This is a genomic window from Ramlibacter cellulosilyticus (assembly GCF_014297465.1).
Taxonomy (GTDB): Bacteria; Pseudomonadota; Gammaproteobacteria; order Burkholderiales; family Burkholderiaceae_C; genus Ramlibacter; species Ramlibacter cellulosilyticus.
In genome coordinates this window covers 34,467-60,944 of the sequence record NZ_JACORT010000015.1, presented here as the reverse complement: position 1 = coordinate 60,944, position 26,478 = coordinate 34,467, and the positions used below count along the sequence as shown (strand labels likewise).

The window sequence follows — 26,478 nt, the reverse complement described above, 5'->3', positions numbered from 1 at the left end:
CGGAGACACCATGAGCAGATACCCCTTGGTCACGGCGGCGGTGGCCGCCGCCGCGCTGACCGCATGCGGCGGCGGCGGCGACGGCAGCCTCCTGCCCGACCTGCGGCCCGTCACGGGCGCCACCCTGTCCGGCAACTGCGCGGACCTCAAGACGACCATCTCGTACCCGAACACGACGATCACCGATGCGAAGGAGGTCGCCGCCGGCACGCTGAAGGTGGCAGGCACGGACGTGCCGGCCCACTGCCAGGTGACCGGCCGGATGTTCCCGCGCACGAGCGCCGTCGACGGCAAGAGCTATGCGATCGGCTTCGAGATGCGCATGCCCCTGAACTGGAACGGCCGCTTCTTCTACCAGGCGAACGGCGGGACGGATGGCAGCGTGGTCACGGCCACCGGCGCGGTGAACGGCGGCGGTGCCCTCACCAACGCGCTGCAGAAAGGCTTCGCCGTCATCAGCTCCGACGCGGGCCACAGCGGCGGCGGCGCGGATTTCGGCATCGACCCGCAGGCCCGCCTCGACTACGGCTACCAGGCGGTCGGCAAGCTCACGCCGATGGCGAAGGCGGCCATCCAGACCGCGTACAAGAAGGGGCCCGAGCGTTCCTACATCGGCGGCTGCTCCAACGGCGGACGCCACACCATGGTGGCCGCGTCGCGCTACGCGGACCAGTACGACGGCTTCCTGGTCGGCGACCCCGGCTTCCGCCTGCCGCTTGCCGCCACGGCCAACGTCAAGGGCTACCAGACCTACCTCTCGCTCGCGAGCACGCCGGGCAACGCATCGACCGGCTTCACGGCCGCGGAACGCACGACGGTGTCGAACGCGGTCCTCGCCAAGTGCGACGCGCTCGACGGCGCCGCCGACGGCCTGGTCCAGGACCAGGCCGCGTGCCAGGCCGCATTCAGCCTGCAGCGCGACGTGCCCACGTGCACGGGCGCGCGCGACGGCAGTTGCCTGACCGCCGACCAGAAGACCAAGATCGCGGACCTCTTCGCCGGCGCGACCAACAGCAGCGGCACGCGCTTCTATTCGAGCTGGCCGTACGACTCGGGCTTCGGGACCAATGGCTGGTCGTTCTGGAAGTTCACCGTTCCAGCCATCCTCGACTCGGGCGCGATCGCCTTCATCTGGGAGGTGCCGCCGGAGAATCCCGCGACCTTCAACGGTCCGGCCTTCGCCGCCAGTGCCAACATCGACACCATCCTCGCGAAGATCAACGCCACGAATGCCACTTACACGGAGAGCGCCATGTCCTTCATGACGCCGCCCAACGCGAGTGACCTCGGCACCTTGCGCAGCCGCGGCGGCAAGATGCTCGTGTACCACGGGACGAGCGACCCGATCTTCTCCAGCGACGACACCCAGAACTGGTACAAGGGCCTGGCGGGCAACGGCGGTGGCAGCTTCGCGCGCTATTACCCGGTCCCGGGCATGAACCACTGTTCCGGCGGCCCTGCCACCGACCAGTTCGACATGCTCACGCCGCTGGTGCTGTGGGTCGAAGCCGGGGTCGCGCCGGAAGGCATCGTGGCCGGCGCGCGCGGCGCGGGCAATGCGGCGGGCGCGAATGCGGACGTTCCGTCGAGCTGGGCGCCGAACCGCACGCGGCCCCTGTGCCCCTGGCCGAAGGTCGCGCGCTACAAGGGCAGCGGCAGCCTCGAGGTGGCCGAGAACTTCAGCTGCCAGTAAGGCCTGGGAGAGAAGCCGGGCGATCGCGGACGCCTCGTCGCTGAACACGACGAGGTCCAGTCCCGATCGCTGCGCCGTCTTCTCGCTGGCGCCCGCGATGCGGGCCGCCGGCACCACCGAAGCCACGTATCGCATGAGGGCGCGAAGCTCGCAGCAGCGCGCGATCCCTCCCCATTCGGCCGATCTTTCCTCGCAGGGGCTCGCCTATCTTTCGGGCCCTTACGCCTGACCAGAGGAAACATCATGGCCCGCAAGACCGCTCTCGCCCTCGTCATCGCCTCCGCCGCCGCGGTTTCCGCGTTCGCGGAAGACGGTACTTACCAGCCCGACCCCTTCACCTCCATGAAGAGCCGCGCCGACGTCCTGTCCGAACTGCAGGAGGCGCGCCGGTCCGGCGTGAATCCGTGGGCCGACGAATACAACCCCGTGATGCACATGCGCAGCGATCGAAGCCGCGAGGAGGTCACGCGCGACTACCTTTCCAGCCGCGACAGCGTGTCCGCGTTCGGCGGGGAGGACAGCGGCTCGGTGTACCTGGGCCATCGCGAGGCAACGCAGCCGCAGGCCGCGCAGCTGGCGGTCGCGCCCGCGCCAGGCATCGAGGAGTGACGGGCCGCGCGGGCGTCCGAAGAAAGACGTACGCCCGCGCTCCTACACCCTCTCCCGCCGCGGCCCTGCGGACAGCGCGAGGCCGCGGCGGACCCGCGCTGGCGCTGATTCGCAACACAGCCCATCCGCCCGCACGCGGCGCCCCACGGCGCCGCGTGCTTTTTTTGTGTTCTGCGCGACGGTGGTGCTCATCCGTCATTGCGTGTCGGTGCCGTCCTACGACGCGATGGGAAGAAGCCCCCGACACTGGCGGCCGCCTGTCGCACAACTTTGGCGTTCAGGCTGAGCCTCGCAACAACATCACCGCTGCGCTCGGCGTAGGCCCCGCAGCGGGTGCATTCCTCCAGAACGGAGACACCATGGACCAGGTCGTCACGCCCGCCGGACAGAAGAAAAAGGGCAGCAAACCTGCCGCGCGCACGCCGTCCCCGAAGAACGGGGCCGCGGTCGCCGCGCGAAGGCCGGCCAAGGCCGGAACGGTCAAGATCCCGCCCATCCAGACGCTGCCTGCCGAGGCGGCCGAAGCGCGCTCGCGCCAGGTCCTGGCGGCGCTGATGGCCTTCGCATCGGGCGACTTCAGCGCCCGGCTGCCGAACGACTGGTCGGGGGTCGACGCCCGCATCGCCGAGGCGTTCAACCAGAGCATCTCCAACGCCGACCGCATCACGACCGAAGCGGCACGCCTGTCCAACACCGTCGGCAAGGAAGGACGCCTCACGCAGCGCATCTCGGCGCCCGGCGCGATCGGCTCCTGGGCGGCGCAGGTCGATTCGGTGAACACGCTGGTCGACGACCTCGTGCGGCCCACGACCGACATCGCGCGCACCATCGGCGCGGTCGCCAAGGGCGACCTCGCGCAGCAGATGGAGCTGCAGGTGGACGGCCGGCCGCTGAAGGGCGAGTTCCTGCGCTCCGCCAAGCTGGTGAACACCATGATCGAGCAGCTCTCGGTCTTCACCTCGGAAGTGACGCGCGTGGCGCGCGAAGTGGGTACCGAAGGCAAGCTGGGCGGCCAGGCCAAGGTGAAGGGCGTGTCGGGCGTGTGGAAGGACCTGACCGACTCCGTGAACCAGATGGCCGGCAACCTCACGGCGCAGGTGCGGAACATCGCGGAAGTGACGATCGCCGTGGCCAACGGCGACCTGTCCAAGAAGATCACCGTGGACGTGCGCGGCGAGATCCTGCAGCTGAAGGAAGCCACCAACACCATGGTGGACCAGCTGCGCTCCTTCGCGTCGGAAGTGACGCGCGTGGCGCGTGAAGTGGGTACCGACGGCCGCCTCGGCGGCCAGGCCGTGGTGCCGGGCGTGGCCGGCACGTGGAAGGACCTGACCGACTCGGTCAACTCCATGGCCAACAACCTCACCTCGCAGGTGCGCAACATCGCGACGGTGACGACGGCCGTGGCGCGCGGCGACCTCTCGCGCAAGATCACGGTGGACGTGAAGGGCGAGATCCTGGAGCTGAAGGAAACCATCAACACGATGGTGGACCAGCTGAACGGCTTCGCTTCGGAAGTGACGCGCGTGGCGCGCGAAGTGGGCACCGAAGGCAAGCTCGGTGGCCAGGCGCAGGTGCCGGGCATCGCCGGTACCTGGAAGGACCTGACGGACTCCGTGAACTCCATGGCGTCCAACCTCACGGGCCAGGTGCGGAACATCGCCGGCGTGGCGACCGCCATCGCCAAGGGCGACCTCTCGCGCAAGATCACCGTGGAGGTGAAGGGCGAGATCCTGGCGCTCAAGGAAACCATCAACACGATGGTGGACCAGCTGAACGGCTTCGCTTCGGAAGTGACCCGCGTGGCGCGCGAAGTGGGCACGGAAGGCAAGCTCGGTGGCCAGGCGCAGGTGCCGGGCGTCGCGGGCACCTGGAAGGACCTCACGGACAACGTGAACTTCATGGCGTCCAACCTCACCGGCCAGGTGCGGAACATCGCCGAAGTGACGACCGCCGTGGCCAACGGCGACCTCTCCAAGAAGATCACGGTGGACGTGAAGGGCGAGGTGCTGGAGCTGAAGAACACCATCAACACCATGGTGGACCAGCTGAACGGCTTCGCTTCGGAAGTGACGCGCGTGGCGCGCGAAGTGGGTACGGAAGGCAAGCTGGGCGGCCAGGCGCAGGTGCCGGGCGTCGCCGGCACGTGGAAGGACCTGACCGACAACGTCAACTCGATGGCCTCCAACCTGACGAACCAGGTGCGGAACATCGCGGAAGTGACGACGGCCGTGGCGCGCGGCGACCTGTCCAAGAAGATCACGGTGGACGTCCGCGGCGAAATCCTGGAACTGAAGAACACCATCAACACGATGGTGGACCAGCTGAACGGCTTCGCCGGCGAGGTGTCGCGGGTGGCGCGCGAAGTGGGCTCCGAAGGCAAGCTTGGGGGCCAGGCGCAGGTGCCCGGCGTGGCCGGTACCTGGAAGGACCTCACGGACAACGTGAACTCCATGGCCAACAACCTGACCGCGCAGGTCCGCAACATCGCGGACGTGGCGACGGCGGTGGCCAACGGCGACCTCTCCAAGAAGATCACGGTGGACGTGAAGGGCGAGATCCTCGAGCTGAAGAACACCCTCAACACGATGGTAGACCAGCTCAATGGCTTTGCCTCCGAAGTGTCGCGGGTGGCCCGCGAAGTGGGCACCGAAGGCAAGCTGGGCGGCCAGGCCATCGTGCGCGGCGTCGCCGGCACCTGGAAGGACCTGACCGACAACGTCAACTCGATGGCCAACAACCTGACCGGCCAGGTGCGGAACATCGCGGAAGTGACGACGGCCGTGGCGCGGGGCGACCTCTCCAAGAAGATCACCGTGGAGGTGAAGGGCGAGATCCTGGCGCTGAAGGAAACCATCAACACGATGGTGGACCAGCTGAACGGCTTCGCTTCGGAAGTGACGCGCGTCGCGCGCGAAGTCGGTACGGAAGGCAAGCTGGGCGGCCAGGCGCAGGTGCCGGGCGTGGCCGGTACCTGGAAGGACCTGACGGACTCCGTGAACTTCATGGCGTCCAACCTCACGGCGCAGGTGCGCAACATCGCGGACGTGGCCACCGCCATCGCCCGCGGCGACCTGTCCAAGAAGATCACCGTGGACGTGCGCGGCGAGATCCTGCAGCTGAAGCAGACCATCAACACGATGGTGGACCAGCTGAACTCCTTCGCCGGCGAAGTGTCGCGGGTGGCGCGGGAAGTGGGTACCGAGGGCAAGCTCGGTGGCCAGGCCGCCGTGGAAGGCGTGGCCGGCACCTGGAAGGACCTCACGGACAACGTGAACTCGATGGCGTCCAACCTGACGGACCAGGTGCGGAACATCGCGGAAGTGACGATCGCCGTGGCCAACGGCGACCTCTCCAAGAAGATCACCGTGGACGTCCGCGGCGAAATCCTGGAGCTGAAGGAAACCATCAACACGATGGTGGACCAGCTGAACGCGTTCGCGGCCGAAGTGTCGCGCGTGGCGCGCGAAGTGGGTACGGAAGGCAAGCTCGGTGGCCAGGCGCAGGTGCCTGGCGTGGCCGGCACGTGGAAGGACCTCACGGATAACGTGAACTCCATGGCCAACAACCTCACGGGCCAGGTGCGGAACATCGCGGACGTGGCGACGGCCATCGCGCGGGGCGACCTCGGCCGCAAGATCACGGTGGACGTGAAGGGCGAGATCCTCCAGCTGAAGGAAACCATCAACACGATGGTGGACCAGCTCTCCGCCTTCGCTTCCGAAGTGACCCGCGTGGCGCGGGAAGTGGGTACCGAAGGCAAGCTCGGTGGCCAGGCCGTGGTGCCGGGCGTCGCCGGCACCTGGAAGGACCTCACGGACAACGTGAACTCGATGGCGTCCAACCTGACGAACCAGGTGCGGAACATCGCCGAAGTGACGATTGCCGTGGCCAACGGCGACCTCTCCAAGAAGATCACCGTGGACGTGCGCGGTGAAATCCTCCAGCTGAAGGAAACCATCAACACGATGGTGGAACAGCTGCGAAGCTTCGCTTCCGAAGTGACGCGCGTGGCGCGCGAAGTGGGCACGGAAGGTCGGCTCGGCGTGCAGGCCGTGGTGCCGGGCGTCGCGGGGACCTGGAAGGACCTGACCGACTCGGTGAACACCATGGGCGCGAACCTCACCTCCCAGGTGCGGAACATCGCGGAAGTGACGACGGCCGTGGCGCGCGGCGACCTGAACCGCAAGATCACGGTGGACGTGAAGGGCGAGATCCTGGAGCTGAAGAACACCATCAACACGATGGTCGACCAGCTCAACTCCTTCGCCAACGAAGTGACGCGCGTGGCCCGCGAAGTGGGTACCGAGGGCAAGCTGGGGGGCCAGGCGCAGGTGTCCGGCGTGGGCGGCACCTGGAAGGACCTCACGGACAACGTGAACTTCATGGCCTCGAACCTGACGGAACAGGTGCGCGGCATCGTGAAGGTCGTGACCGCGGTGGCGAACGGCAACCTGACCCAGCGCCTCACGGTGCAGGCGAAGGGCGAAGTGGCGGCGCTGGCCGACACCATCAACGGCATGACCGACACGCTCGCGACCTTCGCCGACCAGGTGACGAACGTGGCGCGCGAAGTGGGCGTGGACGGGCGGCTGGGCGGCCAGGCCAACGTGCCGGGCGCTTCCGGCACCTGGAAGGACCTCACGGGCAACGTGAACCTGCTGGCGGCCAACCTCACGACGCAGGTGCGCGCCATCGCCGAAGTGGCGACCGCGGTGACCAAGGGCGACCTGACCCGCTCGATCCAGGTGGATGCGAAGGGTGAAGTGTCCGAGCTGAAGGACAACATCAACACCATGATCTCCAACCTGCGGGAGACCACGGAACGCAACCGCGAGCAGGACTGGCTGAAGACCAACCTGGCGCGCTTCACCGGCATGCTGCAGGGCCAGCGCGACCTGAACACCGTGGGCAAGATGCTGCTGTCGGAGCTGGCGCCGCTGGTCAACGCACACCAGGGCAGCATCTTCCACAACACCCTCGGCGAGAACGCCAGCGAGCTGATGGTGCTGGCCACCTACGCGGACGCGGGCGACCTGAAGGTGTCCGACACCATCCGCCTCGGCGAAGGCCTGGTCGGCGAATGCGCGCTGCAGAACCGCCGCATCCTGCTCTCCGACGTGCCGGCGGAATACGTGAAGATCGGTTCCAGCCTCGGGGCTTCCTCCAAGCTGTCGGTCGTCGTGCTGCCGGTGCTGTACGAGAACCAGACCAAGGCCGTGATCGAGCTGGCTTCGCTGCAGCCCTTCACCCCGGTGAACCTGAACTTCCTCGACCAGCTCGCGCTGGGCCTGGGCGCCGTGTTCAACACCATCGAGGCGACGATGCGCACCGAGGGCCTGCTGAAGCAGTCGCAGCAGCTCACGGTGGAACTGCAGGCGCGCCAGAGCGAGCTGCAGCAGACCAACGAGGAACTGCAGAACAAGGCCCGCCTGCTCGCCGAGCAGAACGCGGAAGTGGAGCGCAAGAACTCCGAGGTGGAGCAGGCCCGCCGCGCGCTGGAGGAGAAGGCGTCCGAACTGGCGCTCACCTCCAAGTACAAGTCGGAGTTCCTGGCGAACATGTCGCACGAGCTGCGCACGCCGCTCAACTCCATCCTGATCCTGTCGCAGCAGCTGGCCGAGAACGCGGCGGGCAACCTCACCACCAAGCAGGTGGAGTTCTCGCGCAACATCAACTCGTCCGGCTCCGACCTGCTGAACCTGATCAACGACATCCTGGACCTGTCCAAGATCGAGTCCGGCACCGTGACCGTCGACATCGAGGAGATCCCGTTCCATGGCCTGCGCGACAGCCTGGACCGCAACTTCCGCCACGTCGCCGAGCAGAAGAACCTGCCGCTGATCATCAAGTTCGCGGAGGACCTGCCGCGCACCATGGACAGCGACCCGAAGCGCCTGCAGCAGATCCTGAAGAACCTGCTGTCCAACGCGGTGAAGTTCACCGCCCACGGGCACGTCGAAGTCCGTGCGGGCCTGGCCAGTGGCGGCTGGACCGCCGACCACCCGGTGCTGTCGCAGGCACAGAACGTCGTCGCGTTCGCGGTGGAGGACACCGGCATCGGCGTGCCGCCCGAGAAGCAGCGCCTGATCTTCGAGGCCTTCCAGCAGGCCGACGCCGGCACCTCGCGCAAGTACGGCGGCACGGGCCTGGGCCTGGCCATCTCGCGCGAGCTGGCCTACCTGCTGGGCGGCGAGATCAAGCTGCACTCGGTGCCCGGCCAGGGTTCCACCTTCACGCTGTACCTGCCGCTGCACTACAGCGGGCCGGACACGGCCACCTCGAACGCGCGCAACAAGGCGCGTTCCCAGGAGGCCACCGTCATCACGCTGCCGGTCGCGCGCGAGGAGCACATCCCCGACGACCGCGAGAGCATCCAGCCCGGCGATCCGGTGCTGCTGGTGATCGAGGACGACCCGCACTACGCCCGCATCCTGCTGGGCCTGGCGCGCGACAAGGGCTTCAAGGCGCTGGTCGCCACCAAGGGGACCATCGGCCTGTCGCTCGCGCGGCAGTACCTGCCTGCGGCGATCTCGCTGGACATCTTCCTGCCCGACATGCTGGGCTGGACCGTGCTCAACCAGCTCAAGCTCGACCCGGCGCTGCGGCACATCCCGGTGCAGATCGTCACGCTGGAAGAAGAACGCCAGCATGGCCTGGCGCACGGCGCCTTCAGCTACCTGCTGAAGGGCCCGACCACGGAAGGCCTGGAAGCGGCCTTCGACCGCCTCAAGGAATTCACGCAGCCCCGCACCCGCCGCCTGCTCGTCGTGGAGGACAACGAGGTCGAGCGCGAAGCCGTCGTGGAGCTCCTCGGCTACGACGACATCGACATCGCGACCGCGGGCAGCGGCGACGCGGCGCTGGCCGCCATGCGCAGGCAGCCGCCGGATTGCGTGGTGCTGGACCTGCGCCTGCCCGACATGACCGGCTTCGAGCTGCTGGAGACCATGCGCCAGGAGCCGGAGCTCGCCGCGCTGCCGGTGGTGGTGTTCACGGGCAAGGACCTGTCGGACGACGAGCAGGGCCGCCTGCACGCGATGGCGAAGAGCATCGTGCTGAAGGACGTGCAGTCGCCCGAGCGCCTGCTCGACGAGACGGCGCTCTTCCTGCACCGCGTGATCACGCAACTGCCGCCCGAGAAGCAGGCCATGCTGGACCGCCTGCACAACTCCTCCGAGGTGCTGCACGGCCGCAAGGTGCTGGTGGTGGACGACGACGCGCGCAACATCTTCGCGCTCACCTCGCTGCTCGAGAACCACGACGTGGAGGTGATCAGCGCCACCAACGGCCGCCAGGCGATCGACATCCTGCAGAAGACGCCGGACGTCGAGATGGTGCTGATGGACATCATGATGCCGGAGATGGACGGGTACGAGACCATGCGCGAGATCCGCAAGGTGCCCGAGTTCCGCACGCTGCCCATCCTGGCGCTCACGGCCAAGGCCATGAAGGGGGACCGCGAGAAGTGCCTGGAAGCGGGCGCCAGCGACTACATCTCCAAGCCGGTCAACACCGACCAGCTGCTGTCGCTGATGCGCGTCTGGCTGTTCCGGTGATGCAAGCGATGAATCCCGTCGAACAGGTCAACATCCTCATCGTCGACGACGAGCCGAGGAACCTCGCGGTCCTGGAGTCCATCCTCGACCACCCGGGCTACCGGCTCGTGCGCGCGACCACCGGCGACGACGCGCTGCTCGCGCTCATGGCCGACGAGTTCGCGCTGCTGGTGCTGGACGTGCAGATGCCCGGCATGAGCGGCTTCGAGCTCGCGAAGATGATCAAGGACCGCCGCAAGACGGCGCGCATCCCCATCATCTTCCTCACGGCCTTCTACCACGAGGACCAGCAGGTGCTGGAGGCCTACGGCTCGGGTGCCGTCGACTTCCTGCACAAGCCGGTGAACCCGCCCGTGCTGAAGTCCAAGGTGGCCGTCTTCGCGGAGCTGCATCGCAAGGAGCGCGAGCTCGAGCGGGCCAACCGCCGCCTGCTGGAGCTGAATGCGAGCCTGGACCGCCGCGTGGAGGAGCGCACCGCCGAACTGCAGGCCAGCGAGGCGCGCCTGCGCGAGGCCGACCGGCGCAAGGACGAATTCCTGGCGACGCTCGCGCACGAGCTGCGCAATCCGCTCGCGCCCGTGCGCAACGCGATCCACTTCCTCAAGCTGCGCGGACCGGGCACGAACGACGTGCAATGGGCGTCCGACATCATCGAGCGGCAAGTGAGCCTCATGAGCCGGCTCATCGACGAGCTGATGGATGTCAGCCGCATCAGCCAGGGCCGCATCGAGCTGCGCCGCGAGCGCGCGCTGCTCGACGACGTGCTGGCCGACGCGGTGGAAACCATGCAGCCGCAGATCGACGGCGCCGGGCACAAGCTGTCGGTGCTGCATCCGCCCGGCAAGCTGGCCGTCGATGCCGACCGCGCGCGGCTCGCGCAGGTGTTCATGAACATCCTGTCCAACGCCGCCAAGTACACCGATCCCGGCGGGCAGATCGAGGTGCGCGTCGTGCGCGACGGCGCGCAGGCGGTGGTCTCGTTCCGCGACAACGGCATCGGCATCGCGCCGCACCGCCTGGAGAGCGTGTTCGACATGTTCTCGCAGGAAGAGCCGGCGCTCACCCGCTCGCGCGGCGGCCTCGGCATCGGCCTGTCGCTCACGCGCAAGCTGGTGGAACTGCATGGCGGCACCGTCACGGCCGCGAGCGAAGGCGCCGGCAAGGGCAGCGTCTTCACGGTGCGGCTGCCCCTCGCGGAGGCCTCCTCCGAACCCGAGCCGGAGGCGCCGCAGGCGGAACCCGGCGTGCCCGCGGGCACGCTGCGCATCCTCGTCGCCGACGACAACACGGATGCCGCCGAGACGCTCGCCATCCTGCTCGAATCCCTGGGGCACAGCGTGCGCCAGGTGCACGACGGCGAGGCGGCGGTGCAGGCCGCCGGCGAATTCGACGCGGAGCTCGTGCTGCTGGACATCGGCATGCCCCGGGTGAACGGCTACGACGCGTGCCGCCGCATCCGCGAGCAGCCGGGCGGGGCGGGGCGCACGGTGGTCGCGGTCACCGGCTGGGGCCAGCCGCAGGACCTGGAGCGGTCGCGCGCGGCCGGCTTCGACGAGCACGTGGTGAAGCCGATCGACATCGACCGGCTGCTGCAGCTCATCGCCTCCCGCCTGGAAGGCAGCGCCTCGGACCGGCCCTGAGGCGCTTGTGCAGCGGCGATGACGGCCGGCACCCTGTTCGACCATCCCGGCCTGCTCGCGGAGGCGATCGCGCAGGCCAGCGACGACTGCATCTTCGCGAAGGACCTGGAAGGCCGCTACCGCTTCGCCAACCGCGCGACGCTGGCCATCTTCGGCTTCACCGCCGAACAGGTGATCGGCCGCACCGACTTCGAGATCCTCGGCGACGGCGCGGCGGCGCGCCGGCTGCGCGAGAACGACCGCCAGATGCTCGCCGTCGGGCAGGCCGTCGAGCGGGAGGAGTCCCTGCCCGCGCCCGACGGCAGCCTGCGCTGCTACCACACGCGCAAGATGCCCTTGCGCGGCGCGAGCGGCGACGTCGTGGGCCTGCTCGGGATCGCGCGCGACATCACGGAGCGCAAGGCGGCGGAGGCGCAGCGCGAGGCGGACCGCCTGAAGCTCGCGATGGGCATCCAGGCCGCGGGCCTGGTGATGGCGGACATCGACTACCGCACCAACCTGAACCACATCTCGGGCGAGCTCGCCCGCCTGCTGGAGCTCGGGGACGGTCCGCTCACGGTGCCGCGCCAGGCGATCTTCGACCGCATCCATCCCGAGGACCGCGACCGCTACCTCGACGCGATCCGCCGCACGCTGGACCCCGCGGGCAACGGCCACCTCGCGATCGACGTGCGCGCGCAACTGCCCAGCGGCATCGTGCGCTGGCTGCACATCCGCCTGCAGATCGTGTTCGAAGACGTCGACGGCCGCCCGCAGCCGGTGCGCGGCATCTGCGCAGCGCGCGACGTCACGATCGAGAGGATCGCGGAAGGCCGCCTGCGCGCCGCGCAGCGCCTCACGCAGTCGGTGATCGAAGGCGCCGGTGCGCTGGTGTTCGCCAAGGACCTGCAGGGGCGCTACATCCTGTCCAACCAGGCGTGGCGGCGGCTCCACGGGCTGCGACCCGAGCAGGTGCAGGGCATCACCGACGACGAGCTGTTCGGCGTGGGCGCCGCCGGGGAATTGCGGGCCAACGACCGGCGGGTGCTGGAGACGGGCGAGCCGATCACGGTGGAAGAGCGCGCCGTGGTGCAGGGCGAACTCACCGTGTTCCGCTCCAGCAAGTTCCCCCTGTACGACGAGGCCGGGCAGGTCTACGCGGTCTGCGGTGTCTCGACCGACATCACGGACGTGGTGGAAGCGGACCGGCGCAAGGACGAATTCATCGCGACCCTGGCGCACGAGCTGCGCAATCCGCTCGCACCCATCCGCACCGGGCTGGAGATCCTGCGCCGCGTCGGCGAACTCCCGCCGACGGCCGCGCGCACGCGCGACATGATGGAGCGGCAGCTCACGCACATGGTGCGGCTGGTCGACGACCTGCTGGACGTCTCGCGCGTGAGCCGCGGCAAGCTGGGCCTGCGCGTCGAGGACCTCACCCTCGCGCAGGTGCTCGACCACGCACTGGAGAGCTGCCAGCCGGCGATCGCGGCGGCGGGGCACGTCCTGGCCATCGAGCTGCCGAAGGAGCCGGTGCGGCTGCGCGGCGACCTCACGCGGCTCGCGCAGGTGTTCAGCAACCTGGTGAACAACGCGGTCAAGTACACGCCCCCCGGGGGCCGCATCGACCTACGCGCGACGCGCGAGGCGGGCGAGGTGGTGGTGGAGGTGTGCGACAACGGCAGCGGCATCGCGCCGGACCTGCTGCCGCACGTGTTCGACCTCTTCGCGCAAGGGCGCGGCACCTCGCAGGTGGGGCCGCCGGGCCTGGGCATCGGCCTGTGGCTGGTGAGGAAGCTGGTGGAGCTGCACCAGGGCAGCATAGCCGCCTCCAGCGCGGGGCCGGGGCAGGGCAGCACGTTCCGCGTGCGCCTGCCCATGGCGAACTAGCGCTCCTTGCGCCGCTCGCGATCGCGCGTGGCGGCTCCTTCCTTCGCCATCGCGCGCTCGGGCGACAGCATCCCGCCGCGCATGCGTTCCGCCGGCCGCTCCTCCGGTCGTGCGCGCCGCGCCTGCGGGGCCTCGAGCAGCTCGGAGAAGAGCGCGCGGTAGTGCACGAAGGCCTGGCGCAGGCCCTCGGTGTCGGCCTCGCCGCGGCGTTCGCGCAAGGCGATCTCGTGCGCGGCGCGGTAGTTCTCGACCACCACGGGATGGTCCACGGAGAGGTCGGCCGCGCGGCTCTCGAAGTCGCCCATGGGATAGCCGCGGCGCGTCATCACGTCGCGCACCAGCAGGTCCGCTTCGGCCACCGCCATGCGCGGGCTGTCGACGAAGCGCGCCTGCAGCCCCTGCCACTCCATGCGGAAGCGCTGCGCCTCGTGGGCGGCGAGCGGCACGATCTCCAGCTTGCGCACGCGCTGCTCGCGCGCGTGCAGCTCCGCCTCGGCCTGGCTGCGGCTGCCGGCACGCTGCACGGTGCGCTCGTACTCGGGGCCGAAGCGCTGCGCCAGGCCTGTCGAACGGCGGCGGCGCGCGAGCACGGCGCCGATGATCACGGCGAGCATCAGCAGGATGGCCAGCGCGACCAGCAGGTTCATGTCCATGGCGGGCTCCCTTTCACCTTCTGTTTCCGCGATGCTGGCAGCAAACGGGCGCCCGCACGTGCCTTTGTCGCGCCATGTAACGGCCTATGATGCGCGGCGATGGAGCTGCGCTACCTCGACTTCGACTTCAGCGGCGACGCGCACGGGCACGGGAGCTTCGACGCGATGGCTTCGGCCGGCCCGGCGCAGCTCGCCGCGCTGGACGCGGAGGTGCGCGCCGTGCTCGACTGGGCGGAACGCCGCTTCGGCCCGGCCGCCCCGCTCGACGAGGGCGGGGAGTGGGACTACGCGCTGCACGGCGTGCGCGAAGTGGCCACGCCCCTGGCGGTTCGCTATGCGCCCGGCGCCGACCGGCTGGAGTTCGAGGCGGGGACGCCCGATCCGGCCCGCACCACGCTCACCCTCACCCTGAGCGGCACGGACCCCTTCTGCTCGGCCTTGCGGGAGGCATTTGGCATCGGCTGATTGCCTGCAGGGTCCTACGCCGGCCGCCGCCCGGCCGCGGCACGATGGACCCATGCCCGATCGACGCCTGTATCTCGATTGCGATGGCGTGCTCGCCGACTTCGACACCGGGGCCGGAAAGATCTTCGGCATGCCGCCGAAGGCCTTCCAGGCGCGCCACGGCGCCGGCCGCTTCTGGGCCCGCCTCGCGCAGCACCCGGACTTCTTCGGGACGCTTCCGCTGATGCCCGGCGCCATGGAGCTCTTCGAGGCCGTGCGCCACCTGCACCCGGTGATCCTCACCGGCCTGCCGCGCGGCAACTGGGCGGCGGCGCAGAAGGTGCGCTGGGCCGCGCAGCACTTCCCCGGCACGGAGATCATCACGACGCTCGCCGCCGACAAGCGCGACCACTGCAAGCACGGCGACGTGTTGGTGGACGACACGCTCAAGTACCAGCACCTGTGGGAAGGCGCGGGCGGCGTGTTCATCCACTACCGCGACGTGAAGCAGGCGCTGGAGGAGCTCGCCGCGTACTTCCCGCTGCGCGTGGACGGCTAGCGGTCGAAGTCTTCGGGCGCCAATGTGATCGGCTGCCCGTGCGGCGTGCGGTCCGCCGCGTGGTCCCACGCGTCGCGGTAGCGGCGCAGTTCCCCTTCCGAGCTGGCGCCGGTGCGCGCCACCATGCGCTCGAGCGTCTCCAGCCACTGCCGGTAATACGCCGCGCCGGCGTCCTCGTCCGGCGCGGCCGGCGCCGTGCGGATGGTGTTCGCGAGCGCCTCGGCCCATTCGGGCCAGGTGAAGAGCCCCTTCGCGTGCAGCGCGACGGCCATCGCGAAGGCCTGCGCCTGCCAGGGCGCGCCGAAGACGGGGCCGTCCGCGTCGCGCGGCAGGCCGGGGACCTGGGGCAGGGCGCTCACTGCTGCAACATCTCCTCGTAGGTGTCGCGAATGAAGCGGTAGCAGCCGCACGCCGCGTCTTCCAGCCGCGCGCGATCGAGCACTTCCATGTGCCCGCGGCTGTAGCGGATCAACCCGCGCTGCGCGAGATGGGTGGCCGCCTGGTTCACCGTGGCGCGGCGCTCGCCGAGCATCTCCGCGAGGAAGTCCTGCGTGAGGTCGAAGGTGTCGCCCCGGACGCGGTCGTGTGTCTGCAGAAGCCAGCGCGCGCAGCGCTGCTCGGGGCCATGGGCGCGGTTGCACGCCGTGCCTTGCGACGCATGCACGAACAGCGCGTACGCGAAGCGGTGCATGACGCGCGAGAACGTGGGGTGCCCGGCGACGGCTGCGAGGAAGTCGCCGGCCGTGATGCGCCACCCCCAGCCCTCCACCTGCGGGAAGACGATGCCGGGGCTGCGCTGCGCGCCGAGCAGCAGCGGCACCGCAAGACCGCCTTCACGCCCGATCGTGGCGACCTCGATGCGGGTCTGCGCCGCGGATGCGGCCGCCAGCATGGACAGCACACCCTCGGCCGGGAACCAGGCATGCGTCATCGGCGCGCCTTCGTCGTAGAGGCGGTCGCGGTGACGCAGCTCGACGCGCTCGAACCGGGGCGCCAGCGCCGCCAGCGTGGAAGGCTCCAGGAGCGCCAGCAGCCGGTTGGCGCGGAGGTCGGAATGCGCACTCTCCATGTCGCGGACTTTCTTTTACACGTCCGGCCCTTTATAGCGGGAAGCCGCCGCCTATAGTGCCGGCCATGGACGAATCCGCACACAGCCGGGAAGTGCGGGCTGCGCTGAGCCGGCTCGAGGAGGCCCTCTTGCGCCATGGCGATGAGCTGCGGTCCGCGCCCGGCGAAGTGTCCGACCCGGCGTTGCAGGCGCTGCTGCGCACCATCGACGTGATGGAGCTCGAGGCGCAACGCCTCCGGGCAGAGCTGGCCCAGGAGTAGGTGCGGCGGCTTTCAGGCCGGCTGCAGGTAAGGCTCCCACGCGTCGATGGAAACGCGCAGGCCCGGCGCGGCATCGTCGCCCCAGAGCTCCCTCGCCTCGAAGACCACCGTGTACAGCGGTTGAGGCTGTTCGCCCAGGCCTTGCGCGTGCGCGTCCGCGAAGACGTGGTTGCCGTGCACCTTCTCGACGACGCCGCGTTTCCCGCGGGCGTAGCCGGGCAGGCGCGTGTGGTGCGGCACGGCGTGTGCGCGCGTGCGCACGGCCTCGCCGGGGGCGAAGCGCGGCGCCGGCCCGTCGGTCCGCGCGACGGGCGAGCCGCGGGCGAGGGCCGCCGCGACGTCCGCGGCTTGCAGCACGCGGGCGACCGGCACCGGCGGATGCAGCATGCGCGCCGCCGCCACTTCGTCGGGCAGCACCTGCCCGCGTTCGGCCATGAGCTTCTCCAGCGCGGCCAGCCAGATCTGGTAATAGCTGCGCTGCGCGTAGTCCGGCAGCGTCTCGCGCGCGGCGCGGCTCATGTCGATGTTCCAGCTGCCGGTGGCACCCATCGCGAGCACGATCGCCAGCGCATCGCGCTCCCAGTCGGCGTGGAAGCGCAGGTCTTCCGGCTCGGGCACCACGGGACCGTGGCCCGCCTGCCCGCCCAGGTCGGCATGGGTTTCGTAGCTCATGGGGTGTTCGGCAGGCCGGTGCCGATCATGGAGTCCCGCGTGACGAGCGCCGCGAGCTGTTCCTCGTCCAGGCCTTCGGTGCCTGCGGGGCGCTGCGGGAGGACGAGGTAGCGGACCTCGGCGGTCGAGTCCCAGACGCGCACCTGCTTGCCCGCTGGCAACGTGACGCCGAACTCCGCCAGCACGCCGTGCGGGTCGCGCACGGCACGCGAGCGGTAGGGCGCGCTCTTGTACCAGGCGGGCGGCAGGCCCAGCACGGGCCACGGATAGCAGCTGCACAAGGTGCACACCACCATGTTGTGGACGGCGTCGGTGTTCTCCACGGCCACCATGTGCTCGCCTTGCCGGCCCGTGTAGCCCAGCGACGCGATGGCCGCCGTCGCATCGCGCAGCAGCCACTCGCGGAAGGCCGGATCCGACCAGGCCTTCGCGACGACGCTCGCACCGTTGCGCGGCCCGACGCGGGTCTGGTAGGTGTCGACGATCTCGTCCAGCGCCGCCGGGTCGATGTAGCCCTTCTCCGCGAGGACGCTCTGCAGCGCGCGCACGCGCAGCTCCGTGGCGTCGAGCTCGCTGTGGTCGTGGTCGTGGTCGTGGTCGTGGTCGTGCGCGTGGCCCATCGCGCCAGTGTGCCGCAGGGCGGTCACGATCGGCAACACACGGCCCCGCATCCCCGCGCCGGGCGGGACAATGCCCCTGGAGCATCCTCCACAAGGAGCAAGCGATGAAACATGCGATCGTGGCTGCGGCCGTGCTGGGCTTGTGCGGCACCGCACTGGCGCAAGGAGCCTCGGCGCCGACAGCCGCCGGTTCCGCGAACGAGCAGGCCACCTCCGTGCGCTGCGGCGGCGTCGGCGACGCGGACCAGAAGCGCATGAAGGCCGAGGCGGCGCAGCGCGGCGTGCTGGTCACCTTCGCCACCGCGAGTGGCGCCTACGTGGCCGACGTCGACTACGAGGTGCGCCACGAAGGCAAGGTGGTCCTGCACGGCCGCTGCGGCGGGCCGCTGATGCTGCTGGACCTCGCGCGCGCGGGCCCGTACGAGATCGTGGCGACCTCGCAGGGCCGCACGCAACGCCAGACGGTCGCCGGCGGCGGCAAGCCGGCGAGCATCACCATGCGTTTCCCGGGTTAGCCGAGCAGGCTGCGCACGATGTCCACGACGATGTTGGCGTCGGAGACCAGCACCACCTGGTTGTTCACCACCGCATAGCGGTAGCCGTAGGGCGGCGGCGGCAGCGTGGCGCGCACGTGGCGCGGCACGACGTACACGGTTCCGGCCGGCGCGCGGTGGCCCACCAGCCCGTGGTGGCGGTCCATCTTCTTCGCCTGGCCGGGCGGCAGGCAGCCGTTGTGCTTCTTCGCCAGTCCGGGCGGGCAGCCGCCGCGCCAGTCGTCGTGGCGGTCGACATAGGCATGGTGGTCGTCGTGGCCGCGGCCATGGCCCTTGCCGTGGTGGCCGCCCTTGTCCGCGAAGGCGGGGGCGACGGCGACGGCGGCGAGCACGGCGGCGACGAGGGTCTTCTTGTCCATGAGGGGCTCCTTTCCCGTCCAGCATGGACCCGCATGGCCGCGTTGCCTGTAGGAAGTCCGCGTGCACGGGCCGCAGGCGCTGGCTACACTGTGCCGATGGGCTTCCTGCTCTATGGCGGACTGGGGCTGCTCCCCTTGTGGGGGCTGATCGCCTATGCCTTGCTGGCCCAGCCCTCGGCCGGCGCGGAGCCGTCCGGCGCGCTGCTCTGGTGGTCGCTGGGCGCGGTCCCCGCATGCTTCATGACGCTGATGTTCGCCGAGGCGATCATGGTCGCGCGCGAGCGCCGGCCGGACCCCTGGCGGCAACACAGGATCGTCCTGATCGTCGTGCCGATGGCGGCGCTGCTCTATGCGAGCGGCCTCACGTGGGAGCGGCAGGAGTCCGCGCGCGCGGACGAAGAGGCGCGCATCCTGCGCTTCGTGCTCGCGCACCCCGCGGTCGGCGACTGGCTGGGCGAAGGCGGGCAGGCGCGCATCACGCTGTCGCAACCCAATCCCGACCTGCAGGGTGCTCCCCTGCGCTACTGGGTCACCGCGGACAACGGGCTGCGGCGCGTGCAGGCCGTCGTCGCGGCGGACCGGCGCGTGAGCCCTTCGCCGCTGGCACTTGCCTGCCATGCGCGCGAGATCGCGCCGGTGCGGCGAGAGGCGCCGCCGCTCGCCTGCGGCCGCTGAAGATTCCGGGCAAACCCTAGGCCTCCCCCCTACTCCTTCCCCCCCGCACAAGAGGGGGCGGCGGATCGCCCCGTTTTCCAAGAATGCGTCCCGTGCCGCAAAGCGCCGCAGCGCGCGCGTCGGCCCGACCCATTCAGAGGAACAACAGTGAACCGATCCATCCAAGGGCCGCGAGCGAACGGAGCGCTGCGCGGCATTTCCCTCACCGCCATCGCCACCGGCGTCCTGATCGCCTGCGGCGGCGCCCACGCGTTCGAGTTCGATACCGGCAACCCCGACCTGGCGGTGCGCTGGGACAACACGGTGCGCCTGAACCTGGGCGTGCGCGTGGAGAACCGGGACAGCAAGATCGGCAACGACGCCCTGGCCGACGAGGGCGACTACAGCTTCGACAAGGGCGACGCGGTCGCCAAGCGCATCGACCTGCTCACCGAGCTGGACGTCGTCTACAAGAAGCGCCACGGCTTCCGCCTGAGCGGCGCGGGCTGGTTCGACGATGCCTACGGCAACGCGAGCCAGACCAATCCCAACCCGCCGTTCCCGACGATCCCGAGCTACGTCAACCGCCAGTACAGCGGCTACACCAAGCGCTTCTATCACGGACCGTCCGGCGAACTCCTCGACGCGTTTGCCTTCACGGGCTTCGACGCGGGCGAGGTGCCGGTGCAGGTCAAGGCCGGCCGCCACACGCTGTACTGGGGCGAGTCGCTGTTCCTGGGCGGCCACCTGCACTCCATCTCCTACGCGCAGAACCCGCTGGACCTGCAGAAGGGCTTCGCCACCCCCGGCACCGAAGCGAAGGAACTGTTCCGTCCCTTGAACCAGATCTCCGCGCAGGCGCAGCTCACCGACGAACTGTCCGTGGCCGGCCAGTACCTGCTGGAATGGGAATCGGCCCGCTATCCGGAAGGCGGCACCTACCTCGGCCCCGTGGACTTCGTGTTCAACGGCCCGGATCGCCAGTTCGTTCCCGGCGCCGGCTTCGTGCGCCGCGGCGGCGCGTTCGAGCCTTCCCAGCACGGCGAGTTCGGCCTGTCCGCGCGCTGGAGCCCGAAGGCGCTGGACGGCACGGTCGGCTTTTACTACCGCCGCTACGCGGACAAGCTGCCGCAGGTGCTGCGCTCCAGCCCCGGCGTCTACAACATGTACTACGCCGACGACATCGACCTGTACGGCGTGAGCCTCACGAAGAACATCGCCGGCCTCAGCTTCGGCTCCGAGGTCTCCTACCGCCGCAACACGCCGCTGGCCGCGCGCGTGCTGACGGGGGCCCCCGTGGGCACGCCCGCGCAGGGCGAGACGGGCGGCCCGCGCGGCGACACCTGGCATGCGCTCGCCAACCTGACCGGCACCGTCGCGAAGACCGCGCTGTTCGACCAGGCGGTGTGGGCGGCCGAACTGCAGTACTCCCGCTGGGAGAAGGTCCGCAGCGGCGCGAGCCTGTTCAATGCGATCGGCTTCTCGGCCAATTGCAGCGGCGCCAACGCCGACAAGTGGAACGGCTGCGCCACCAAGGACTACGTCGGCACCAGCGTGGCGTTCACGCCCGTCTGGTACCAGGTGTTCCCCGGCGTGGACCTCTCTGCGCCCATCACGTATGCGGTGGGCCTGCACGGCAACTCCGCCGTCACCTTCGGCGGCAACGAGAAGCTGGGCAACTACTCGATCGGCCTCGGCGCCGACCTGTACCAGAAGTACCGCTTCGACCTGAAGTACATCGACTTCCTCGGCGCCTACAAGTCCAACGCGACCCAGGTGACGGCCACCAACGGCCTGACGACCTACCTCAAGGACCGCGGCTTCATCAGCCTCACGTTCCGCACCACCTTCTGATGGAGTTCTCCATGAAGTTCCCCCTCCGCTCCCTCGCGGCGCTCTGCGCCGCCGCTTGCAGCCTCGCCGCCCAGGCCGCCGTTTCGCCCGAAGAGGCCAAGGCGCTGGGCACCAGCCTCACCGCCGTCGGCGCCGAGAAGGGCGCCAGCAAGGATGGCACCATCCCGGCCTACACCGGCGGCCTCACCACGCCGCCCGCCGGCTTCAAGTCCGGCGACGGCATCCGCCCGAACCCCTTCGCGAGCGAGAAGCCGAAGTTCTCCGTCGACGCGAAGAACATGGCGCAGTACGCGGGCAACCTGACCGAGGGCACCAAGGCCCTGCTGCAGAAGTACCCGACGTTCCGCGTCGATGTCTATCCGACGCACCGCAGCGTCGCCTTCCCGAAGTACGTCACGGACAACACCGTGAAGAACGCGACCCGGGCGAAGACGCTCAACGAGGGCCGCTCCATCGAGGGCGCGCACGCCGGCTTCCCCTTCCCGATCCCGAAGACGGGCAACGAGGCGATGTGGAACCACCTCGTGCGCTTCAACGGCCCGGCGTACGAAGCCAAGTACCGCAACATCAACGTGGACGCCAGCGGCCGCGCGTCGCTCGCCACCGAGGGCAACAGCACGCAGGAATACCCGTTCTGGGACAACGCCAGGGCCGACGCCGAGACCTACTGGCGCCTGAAGCTGCAGTACACCGCGCCCGCGCGCCGCGCGGGCGAGGCGCTGCTGCTGGTGGACCCGCTGGACATCGGCACCAAGGACCGCCGCGCCTGGAGCTACCTCCCCGGCCAGCGCCGCGTGAAGGTCGCCCCCGACCTCGCGCACGACACGCCGAACCCCGGCACCGCGGGCGCGACGACCTTCGACGACACCTTCATCTTCAACGGTTCCATGGACCGCTTCGACTTCAAGCTCGTGGGCAAGAAGGAGATGCTGGTGCCGTACAACGCGTACGCCGCCGTGTACCAGAGCAAGCAGGACGACCTGTTCAAGCCCAACCACCTGAACCCGGACCTGGTGCGCTGGGAGATGCACCGCGTGTGGGTGGTGGAAGCCACGCTGAAGGAAGGCAAGCGGCACGTGTACAGCAAGCGCACCTTCTACCTGGACGAGGACTCCTGGGCGGCGCTCGCGAGCGACGCGTACGACGCGCGCGGCCAGCTGTGGCGCGCCGGCTTCGCCTACATGGCGCCCAGCTACGACCTGCCCGCGCCGTACACCGACATGTTCGGCCACTACGACCTCGTGTCGCGCGTGTACTCCGTGACCGGCTACATCGCCGAGACCGGCGGCCTGCGCCACACCAAGGCGCTGCCCGAGCGCGAGTGGACCGCCGACGCCCTCGCGGGCTCCGGCATCCGCTGACGCCTCGCCGAAGCGTGACGCCATGAATGCGCGCGACTTCCTGATGGCCCTGGCCGCCGGCACCGCGCTGGCGGGCATGGCGGCCACCGGCGCGGTGCAGGGCTGGACGGACGTGCTCGACACGCCGGCCCTGAAGAGCCCGCTCGCGCAGCGCGGGCTGCTCACCGGCCTCGCCCGCGCCGGCGACCGCATCGTCGCCGTCGGCCAGCGCGGGCACGTGCTCTGGACCGACAACGCCGGCCAGGAGTGGCGCCAGGCCGAAGTGCCGGTGAGCTCCGACCTCGTCGCCGTGCACTTCCCCAGTACCAGCCAGGGCTGGGCGGTCGGCCACGACGGCGTGATCCTGCACACGGCCGATGCCGGCAAGACCTGGCAGCGCCAGCGCGATGGCCGCCCCGACAACGCCGACGTGCCGCTGCTGGACGTCTGGTTCCGCGACGAGCACAGCGGCTACGCCGTCGGCGCCTTCGGCACGCTGCTGGAAACGCGTGACGGCGGCGCGACGTGGCAATCCGCGCAAGCCTCCGCCGACAACCCGAAGAAGATGCACCTGTACGCGGTGCGCGCCGTCGGCGACGACGTGTGGATCGCCGGCGAGCAGGGCCTGCTGCTGAAGCTCGATCGCGCGAGCGGCCGCTTCGTGGCGGTGCCGCTGCCTTACCAGGGCACGCTGTTCGGCGTGACCGGCACCGCGCAGGCGGTGGTGGTGCACGGGCTGCGCGGCAACGTGCTGCGCAGCACCGACGGTGGCGCGAGCTGGCAGGCGGTGCCGACCAACGTGCAGGTGGGCATCACGGCGAGTGCGACGGACGCCAACGGGCGCATCCTGCTCGCCAGCCAGGCCGGCCACCTCTTCGTCAGCAGCGACCATGGCGCGGTGTTCGCGCCCATCCCGCTCGAACGACCCTTCCCCGCCGCGGCGGTGCTGGGCGCCGCCAGCGGCCGCGTGCTCGTGGCCGGACCGCGCGGCGTGCTCGCCCAGCCGCTGCCCTGACCCTTTCTCTCCAGGGAACCGCCATGCATGCCTCCGCCCTCGACGCGGACACGACCCCGCTCGTCCCGTCCGCGGACCGCTTCGACCACGCTTCGGGCTCGCGCCTGGAGCGGCTGGTGTTCAACAACCGCCGCGTGGTGCTGGTGGTGTGCCTGCTGCTCACGGTGGTGCTCGCCGCGGTGGCCTCCGCGCGCCTGACGCTCAACGCGAGCTTCGACAAGATGATCCCGCGCGGTCATCCCTACATCCAGAACTACCTGGAGAACCGGGCCGAGCTGCGCGGGCTGGGCAACTCGCTGCGCATCGTGGTGGAGAACCCCAAGGGCACCGTCTACGACGCGAAGTACCTCGAGGCGCTGAAGAAGATCCACGACGAGCTGTTCCTCACGCCGGGCGTGGACCGCGCCTGGGTGAAGTCGCTGTGGGCACCCGGCGTGCGCTGGACCGAGGTGACGGAAGAAGGCTTCCGTGGCGGCCCCGTCATGCCGGACAACTACAACGGCTCGCCCGCCGCGACCGACCAGCTGCGCGCCAACATCGCGCGCGCCAACCTGGTCGGCAACCTCGTGGGCGACGACTTCAGGTCCAGCATGATCGTGGTGCCGCTGCTGGACCAGGACCCGAGCGGCGGGCAGCGCCTGGACTACCGCGCGCTGTCGCAGTCCATCGAGAAGATCCGCGCCCGCTACGAAGCGATGGGCGCGGAAGCACCGGTGAAGCTGCACGTCACCGGCTTCGCCAAGCTGGTGGGCGACCTGATCGACGGCCTCGTGCAGGTGTCGATGTACTTCGTGCTCGCCGCCGTGATCGCGGGCCTGATCATCTATGCGTACACGCGCTGCGTGCGCAGCACGGCGCTGGTGATCGCGTGCTCGCTCGCCGCCGTGGCGTGGCAGCTGGGGCTGGTGGCGGCGCTCGGCTTCGAGCTGGACCCGTATTCCATCCTGGTGCCCTTCCTCGTGTTCGCCATCGGCGTGAGCCACGGCGCGCAGAAGATGAACGGCATCATGCAGGACATCGGCCGCGGCGCCGACAAGCTGGTCGCGGCGCGCTTCACCTTCCGCCGCCTGTTCCTTGCGGGCCTCACGGCGCTGCTGGCCGATGCCGTGGGCTTCGGCGTGCTGATGGTGATCGACATCCCCGTGATCCGCGAACTCGCGCTGTCGGCGAGCCTCGGCGTGGCGGTGCTGATCTTCACCAACCTGATCCTGCTGCCGGTGCTGCTGTCGTACGTGGGCGTGAGCCGGAAGGCCGCGGCGCGCAGCCTGCGCACCGAGGACGGCGGCGCGCTGCACGGCCTGTTCGTGCTGATCGAGAAGTTCGTGCAGCCGCGCTGGGCCACGTCCGCGCTGGTCGTGGCGGCGCTGCTCACGGCGCTCGGCTACGCGGCCAGCACGCGGCTGAAGATCGGCGACCTGGACGCCGGCGCACCCGAGCTGCGCGCGGACTCGCGCTACAACCGCGACAACGCCTTCATCACGAAGCACTACAGCCTCTCGAGCGATACCTTTGCTGTCATCGTCAAGACGCCCAAGGAGGGGTGCCTGCAGTACCAGACCCTGGTGGAGGCCGACCGCCTCGCCTGGGGCCTGCAGCAGGTGCCGGGCGTGCAGACGACGGTGGCACTGACCAACGCCGTGCGCCAGATCACGGCGGGGTCGAACGAAGGCAGCCCCAAGTGGCTGACCATCGCGCGCAACCAGGACGTGCTGAACTACGGTGCGCAGCAGGCGAGCGTGAACAACCCGGACCTGTTCAACACCGACTGCTCGGTGATGCCGGTGATCGCGTACCTGTCCGACCATCGCGCCGAGACGCTGGACCGCGTCGTGGCCGAAGCGGACGCTTTCTCGAAGGCGCACTCCGCGAAGGACCGCGAGTTCCTGCTCGCCGCGGGCAGCGCCGGCATCGAGGCGGCGACCAACATCGTCGTGCGCAAGGCCTGGGTGCAGATGCTGCTGCTGGTGTACGCCGCGGTGATCCTCCTGTGCTTCATCACCTTCCGCAGCTGGCGCGCGGTGGTCGTGGCGGTCGTGCCGCTCGTGATCACCTCGGTGCTGTGCGAGGCGCTGATGGTGGCGCTGGGCATCGGCGTGAAGGTGGCCACGCTGCCCGTGATCGCGCTGGGCGTGGGCATCGGCATCGACTACGCGCTGTACCTGCTGTCCGTGCAGCTCGCGCAGCAGCGCCAGGGCGTGCCGCTCGCGGTCGCCTACCAGCGCGCGCTGGAGTTCACGGGCCGCGTGGTCGTGCTGGTGGGCGTCACCCTCGCGGTGGGCGTGGTGACCTGGGCCTTCTCGCCCATCAAGTTCCAGGCCGACATGGGCATCCTGCTGGCGTTCATGTTCCTGTGGAACATGGTGGGGGCGGTGATCCTGATCCCGGCGCTGTCGCACTTCCTGCTGCGCACGGGGAGGGCGTGAGGCCGGTAGAAGGCAAGTTTCCAAGGTTGAGGGGCCGCGATTGCGGCCCTCTTTTTTGGGTGCGACGGTTGGCCCCGGCGTGAATGCCGTGGTGTGTGGGCCAGCCGCCACGCCGTTCGACCTTGCGTCTTCTGATTCGGGCCGTTCTCGAGGCGCGCAGATACATTCGAATGACAAGATTCGCGCACCCGGCGTGCCGTGGTGTCGCGGAGGAGGAGAGCCGCATGGTCAGCCGCAGCCTGGTCTTCAAGGTGCTTGGCGTCATCGCCGGGCTGGTCTTCCTGGGAGTGGGCGTCAGCGAACGCCAGAACCTCGGAAGGGTGAAGCGCACCGGCCAGGAGGCCGTGGTGGCGCCGATTGCGAACTACACAGAGCACCGGTCCCGCGGCATGACGACCTACACCGCGGAGATCCGCTTCAAGACGGTGGAAGGCCGCGAGGTGACCAAGCGCAGTTCCTTCCCCGCGGAGGCGCTGGACGATTTCCGCTCCGGCCAGCCGGTGAAGGTCCTCTACGACCCGCGCGATCCCTACGAGTTCGTGTTCGAGAAGCAGAAGCCTTCTTGGCTCCTCATCGGAGGAGGCATCGCCATGGCGCTCGCGGCGCTCGTCCTGCTGTAGATATCAGGCGTT

Annotated in this window: 21 protein-coding genes; 15 read left to right on the top strand and 6 right to left on the bottom strand. The window is 69.6% G+C overall.

Annotated elements, in window-relative coordinates:
• Positions 1-10 precede the first annotated feature (10 nt).
• The 5 genes from H8N03_RS24730 (at position 11) to H8N03_RS24710 (ending at position 13,370) form a co-directional block, all read left to right on the top strand.
• On the top strand, positions 11-1,693 hold the full coding sequence (locus H8N03_RS24730) for a tannase/feruloyl esterase family alpha/beta hydrolase (RefSeq protein WP_187078911.1): 1,683 nt from the start codon (positions 11-13) through the stop codon (positions 1,691-1,693).
• Positions 1,694-1,936: 243 nt separating this feature from the next.
• A complete protein-coding gene (locus tag H8N03_RS24725; RefSeq protein ID WP_187078910.1) occupies positions 1,937-2,302 on the top strand; it encodes a DUF4148 domain-containing protein in 366 nt (121 codons plus the stop codon).
• A 359-nt stretch (positions 2,303-2,661) separates the two neighbouring features.
• Positions 2,662-9,861 carry a HAMP domain-containing protein gene (locus H8N03_RS24720; RefSeq protein ID WP_187078909.1) on the top strand — a complete coding sequence of 2,400 codons (7,200 nt, stop codon included), beginning with the start codon at positions 2,662-2,664 and terminating at the stop codon, positions 9,859-9,861.
• 8 nt (positions 9,862-9,869) lie between these two features.
• A complete protein-coding gene (locus H8N03_RS24715; protein ID WP_255428387.1) occupies positions 9,870-11,501 on the top strand; it encodes a response regulator in 1,632 nt (543 codons plus the stop codon).
• An 18-nt stretch (positions 11,502-11,519) separates the two neighbouring features.
• Positions 11,520-13,370: a PAS domain-containing sensor histidine kinase gene (locus H8N03_RS24710; protein WP_187078907.1), complete on the top strand. Its 1,851-nt coding sequence runs from the start codon at positions 11,520-11,522 to the stop codon at positions 13,368-13,370.
• Here the strand turns inward: H8N03_RS24710 and H8N03_RS24705 are convergent.
• Positions 13,367-14,023, bottom strand: coding sequence for a hypothetical protein (locus H8N03_RS24705; protein WP_187078906.1), 657 nt, complete (start codon positions 14,021-14,023; stop codon positions 13,367-13,369). The two genes, H8N03_RS24710 and H8N03_RS24705, sit on opposite strands and share 4 nt — an antisense overlap.
• Positions 14,024-14,122: 99 nt before the next feature.
• Here H8N03_RS24705 and H8N03_RS24700 point away from each other — a divergent pair, with 99 nt between their 5' ends.
• Together H8N03_RS24700 and H8N03_RS24695 are read left to right on the top strand one after the other, a co-directional pair.
• Entirely contained in the window at positions 14,123-14,488 is a 366-nt protein-coding gene (locus H8N03_RS24700; RefSeq protein WP_187078905.1) for a hypothetical protein, read from the top strand.
• A gap of 52 nt (positions 14,489-14,540) precedes the next feature.
• On the top strand, positions 14,541-15,026 hold the full coding sequence (locus H8N03_RS24695; RefSeq protein WP_187078904.1) for a 5' nucleotidase, NT5C type: 486 nt from the start codon (positions 14,541-14,543) through the stop codon (positions 15,024-15,026).
• Here H8N03_RS24695 and H8N03_RS24690 read toward each other — a convergent pair.
• Together H8N03_RS24690 and H8N03_RS24685 are read right to left on the bottom strand one after the other, a co-directional pair.
• Complete coding sequence (locus H8N03_RS24690) at positions 15,023-15,385, bottom strand: nitrile hydratase accessory protein (RefSeq protein ID WP_354005176.1); 363 nt, start codon at positions 15,383-15,385, stop codon at positions 15,023-15,025. The two genes, H8N03_RS24695 and H8N03_RS24690, sit on opposite strands and share 4 nt — an antisense overlap.
• A complete protein-coding gene (locus H8N03_RS24685) occupies positions 15,382-16,095 on the bottom strand; it encodes a Crp/Fnr family transcriptional regulator (RefSeq protein WP_187078903.1) in 714 nt (237 codons plus the stop codon). The genes H8N03_RS24690 and H8N03_RS24685 overlap by 4 nt, the downstream gene beginning before the upstream one ends.
• A 65-nt stretch (positions 16,096-16,160) precedes the next feature.
• Here H8N03_RS24685 and H8N03_RS24680 point away from each other — a divergent pair, with 65 nt between their 5' ends.
• Complete coding sequence (locus H8N03_RS24680) at positions 16,161-16,355, top strand: hypothetical protein (RefSeq protein ID WP_187078902.1); 195 nt, start codon at positions 16,161-16,163, stop codon at positions 16,353-16,355.
• Positions 16,356-16,367: 12 nt separating this feature from the next.
• Here H8N03_RS24680 and nthB read toward each other — a convergent pair whose 3' ends face one another.
• Together nthB and nthA are read right to left on the bottom strand one after the other, a co-directional pair.
• Positions 16,368-17,027, bottom strand: a complete 660-nt coding sequence (gene nthB, locus H8N03_RS24675) for a nitrile hydratase subunit beta (protein WP_187078901.1) — start codon at positions 17,025-17,027, stop codon at positions 16,368-16,370.
• Complete coding sequence (gene nthA / locus H8N03_RS24670; protein WP_187078900.1) at positions 17,024-17,647, bottom strand: nitrile hydratase subunit alpha; 624 nt, start codon at positions 17,645-17,647, stop codon at positions 17,024-17,026. Before nthA ends, nthB begins: the two co-directional genes overlap by 4 nt.
• A gap of 104 nt (positions 17,648-17,751) precedes the next feature.
• On the opposite strand from nthA, the gene H8N03_RS24665 reads away from it, so the two are divergent.
• Positions 17,752-18,162: a hypothetical protein gene (locus H8N03_RS24665; protein WP_187078899.1), complete on the top strand. Its 411-nt coding sequence runs from the start codon at positions 17,752-17,754 to the stop codon at positions 18,160-18,162.
• Here the strand turns inward: H8N03_RS24665 and H8N03_RS24660 are convergent.
• Positions 18,159-18,560 carry an RcnB family protein gene (locus H8N03_RS24660; RefSeq protein ID WP_187078898.1) on the bottom strand — a complete coding sequence of 134 codons (402 nt, stop codon included), beginning with the start codon at positions 18,558-18,560 and terminating at the stop codon, positions 18,159-18,161. The two genes, H8N03_RS24665 and H8N03_RS24660, sit on opposite strands and share 4 nt — an antisense overlap.
• Before the next feature lie 96 nt (positions 18,561-18,656).
• Between H8N03_RS24660 and H8N03_RS24655 the strand changes: the two genes are divergently transcribed.
• From H8N03_RS24655 to H8N03_RS24630, 6 genes are all read left to right on the top strand, one after another.
• Positions 18,657-19,235 carry a hypothetical protein gene (locus tag H8N03_RS24655; protein ID WP_187078897.1) on the top strand — a complete coding sequence of 193 codons (579 nt, stop codon included), beginning with the start codon at positions 18,657-18,659 and terminating at the stop codon, positions 19,233-19,235.
• A gap of 147 nt (positions 19,236-19,382) precedes the next feature.
• The gene (locus H8N03_RS24650; RefSeq protein ID WP_354005175.1) at positions 19,383-21,068 is read left to right on the top strand and encodes a DUF1302 domain-containing protein; all 1,686 of its coding nucleotides are present in this window, start codon (positions 19,383-19,385) and stop codon (positions 21,066-21,068) included.
• A gap of 11 nt (positions 21,069-21,079) precedes the next feature.
• A complete protein-coding gene (locus tag H8N03_RS24645; RefSeq protein WP_187078896.1) occupies positions 21,080-22,429 on the top strand; it encodes a DUF1329 domain-containing protein in 1,350 nt (449 codons plus the stop codon).
• 22 nt (positions 22,430-22,451) lie between these two features.
• Positions 22,452-23,423, top strand: coding sequence for a WD40/YVTN/BNR-like repeat-containing protein (locus H8N03_RS24640; protein WP_222623148.1), 972 nt, complete (start codon positions 22,452-22,454; stop codon positions 23,421-23,423).
• A 23-nt stretch (positions 23,424-23,446) separates the two neighbouring features.
• Positions 23,447-25,846 carry an efflux RND transporter permease subunit gene (locus H8N03_RS24635; protein WP_187078895.1) on the top strand — a complete coding sequence of 800 codons (2,400 nt, stop codon included), beginning with the start codon at positions 23,447-23,449 and terminating at the stop codon, positions 25,844-25,846.
• A 224-nt stretch (positions 25,847-26,070) separates the two neighbouring features.
• The gene (locus tag H8N03_RS24630) at positions 26,071-26,466 is read left to right on the top strand and encodes a DUF3592 domain-containing protein (protein WP_187078894.1); all 396 of its coding nucleotides are present in this window, start codon (positions 26,071-26,073) and stop codon (positions 26,464-26,466) included.
• The last annotated feature ends 12 nt before the right edge of the window (positions 26,467-26,478 follow it).

What these genes read in the sequence shown, in the direction of transcription:
- H8N03_RS24730 (WP_187078911.1), top strand. Translation starts at nt 11, where the DNA reads ATGAGCAGATACCCCTTGGTCACGGCGGCGGTGGCCGCCGCCGCGCTG.
- H8N03_RS24725 (WP_187078910.1), top strand. Translation starts at nt 1,937, where the DNA reads ATGGCCCGCAAGACCGCTCTCGCCCTCGTCATCGCCTCCGCCGCCGCG.
- H8N03_RS24720 (WP_187078909.1), top strand. Translation starts at nt 2,662, where the DNA reads ATGGACCAGGTCGTCACGCCCGCCGGACAGAAGAAAAAGGGCAGCAAA.
- H8N03_RS24715 (WP_255428387.1), top strand. Translation starts at nt 9,870, where the DNA reads ATGAATCCCGTCGAACAGGTCAACATCCTCATCGTCGACGACGAGCCG.
- H8N03_RS24710 (WP_187078907.1), top strand. Translation starts at nt 11,520, where the DNA reads ATGACGGCCGGCACCCTGTTCGACCATCCCGGCCTGCTCGCGGAGGCG.
- H8N03_RS24705 (WP_187078906.1), bottom strand. Translation starts at nt 14,023, where the DNA reads ATGGACATGAACCTGCTGGTCGCGCTGGCCATCCTGCTGATGCTCGCC.
- H8N03_RS24700 (WP_187078905.1), top strand. Translation starts at nt 14,123, where the DNA reads ATGGAGCTGCGCTACCTCGACTTCGACTTCAGCGGCGACGCGCACGGG.
- H8N03_RS24695 (WP_187078904.1), top strand. Translation starts at nt 14,541, where the DNA reads ATGCCCGATCGACGCCTGTATCTCGATTGCGATGGCGTGCTCGCCGAC.
- H8N03_RS24685 (WP_187078903.1), bottom strand. Translation starts at nt 16,095, where the DNA reads ATGGAGAGTGCGCATTCCGACCTCCGCGCCAACCGGCTGCTGGCGCTC.
- H8N03_RS24680 (WP_187078902.1), top strand. Translation starts at nt 16,161, where the DNA reads ATGGACGAATCCGCACACAGCCGGGAAGTGCGGGCTGCGCTGAGCCGG.
- nthB (WP_187078901.1), bottom strand. Translation starts at nt 17,027, where the DNA reads ATGAGCTACGAAACCCATGCCGACCTGGGCGGGCAGGCGGGCCACGGT.
- nthA (WP_187078900.1), bottom strand. Translation starts at nt 17,647, where the DNA reads ATGGGCCACGCGCACGACCACGACCACGACCACGACCACGACCACAGC.
- H8N03_RS24665 (WP_187078899.1), top strand. Translation starts at nt 17,752, where the DNA reads ATGAAACATGCGATCGTGGCTGCGGCCGTGCTGGGCTTGTGCGGCACC.
- H8N03_RS24660 (WP_187078898.1), bottom strand. Translation starts at nt 18,560, where the DNA reads ATGGACAAGAAGACCCTCGTCGCCGCCGTGCTCGCCGCCGTCGCCGTC.
- H8N03_RS24655 (WP_187078897.1), top strand. Translation starts at nt 18,657, where the DNA reads ATGGGCTTCCTGCTCTATGGCGGACTGGGGCTGCTCCCCTTGTGGGGG.
- H8N03_RS24645 (WP_187078896.1), top strand. Translation starts at nt 21,080, where the DNA reads ATGAAGTTCCCCCTCCGCTCCCTCGCGGCGCTCTGCGCCGCCGCTTGC.
- H8N03_RS24640 (WP_222623148.1), top strand. Translation starts at nt 22,452, where the DNA reads ATGAATGCGCGCGACTTCCTGATGGCCCTGGCCGCCGGCACCGCGCTG.
- H8N03_RS24635 (WP_187078895.1), top strand. Translation starts at nt 23,447, where the DNA reads ATGCATGCCTCCGCCCTCGACGCGGACACGACCCCGCTCGTCCCGTCC.
- H8N03_RS24630 (WP_187078894.1), top strand. Translation starts at nt 26,071, where the DNA reads ATGGTCAGCCGCAGCCTGGTCTTCAAGGTGCTTGGCGTCATCGCCGGG.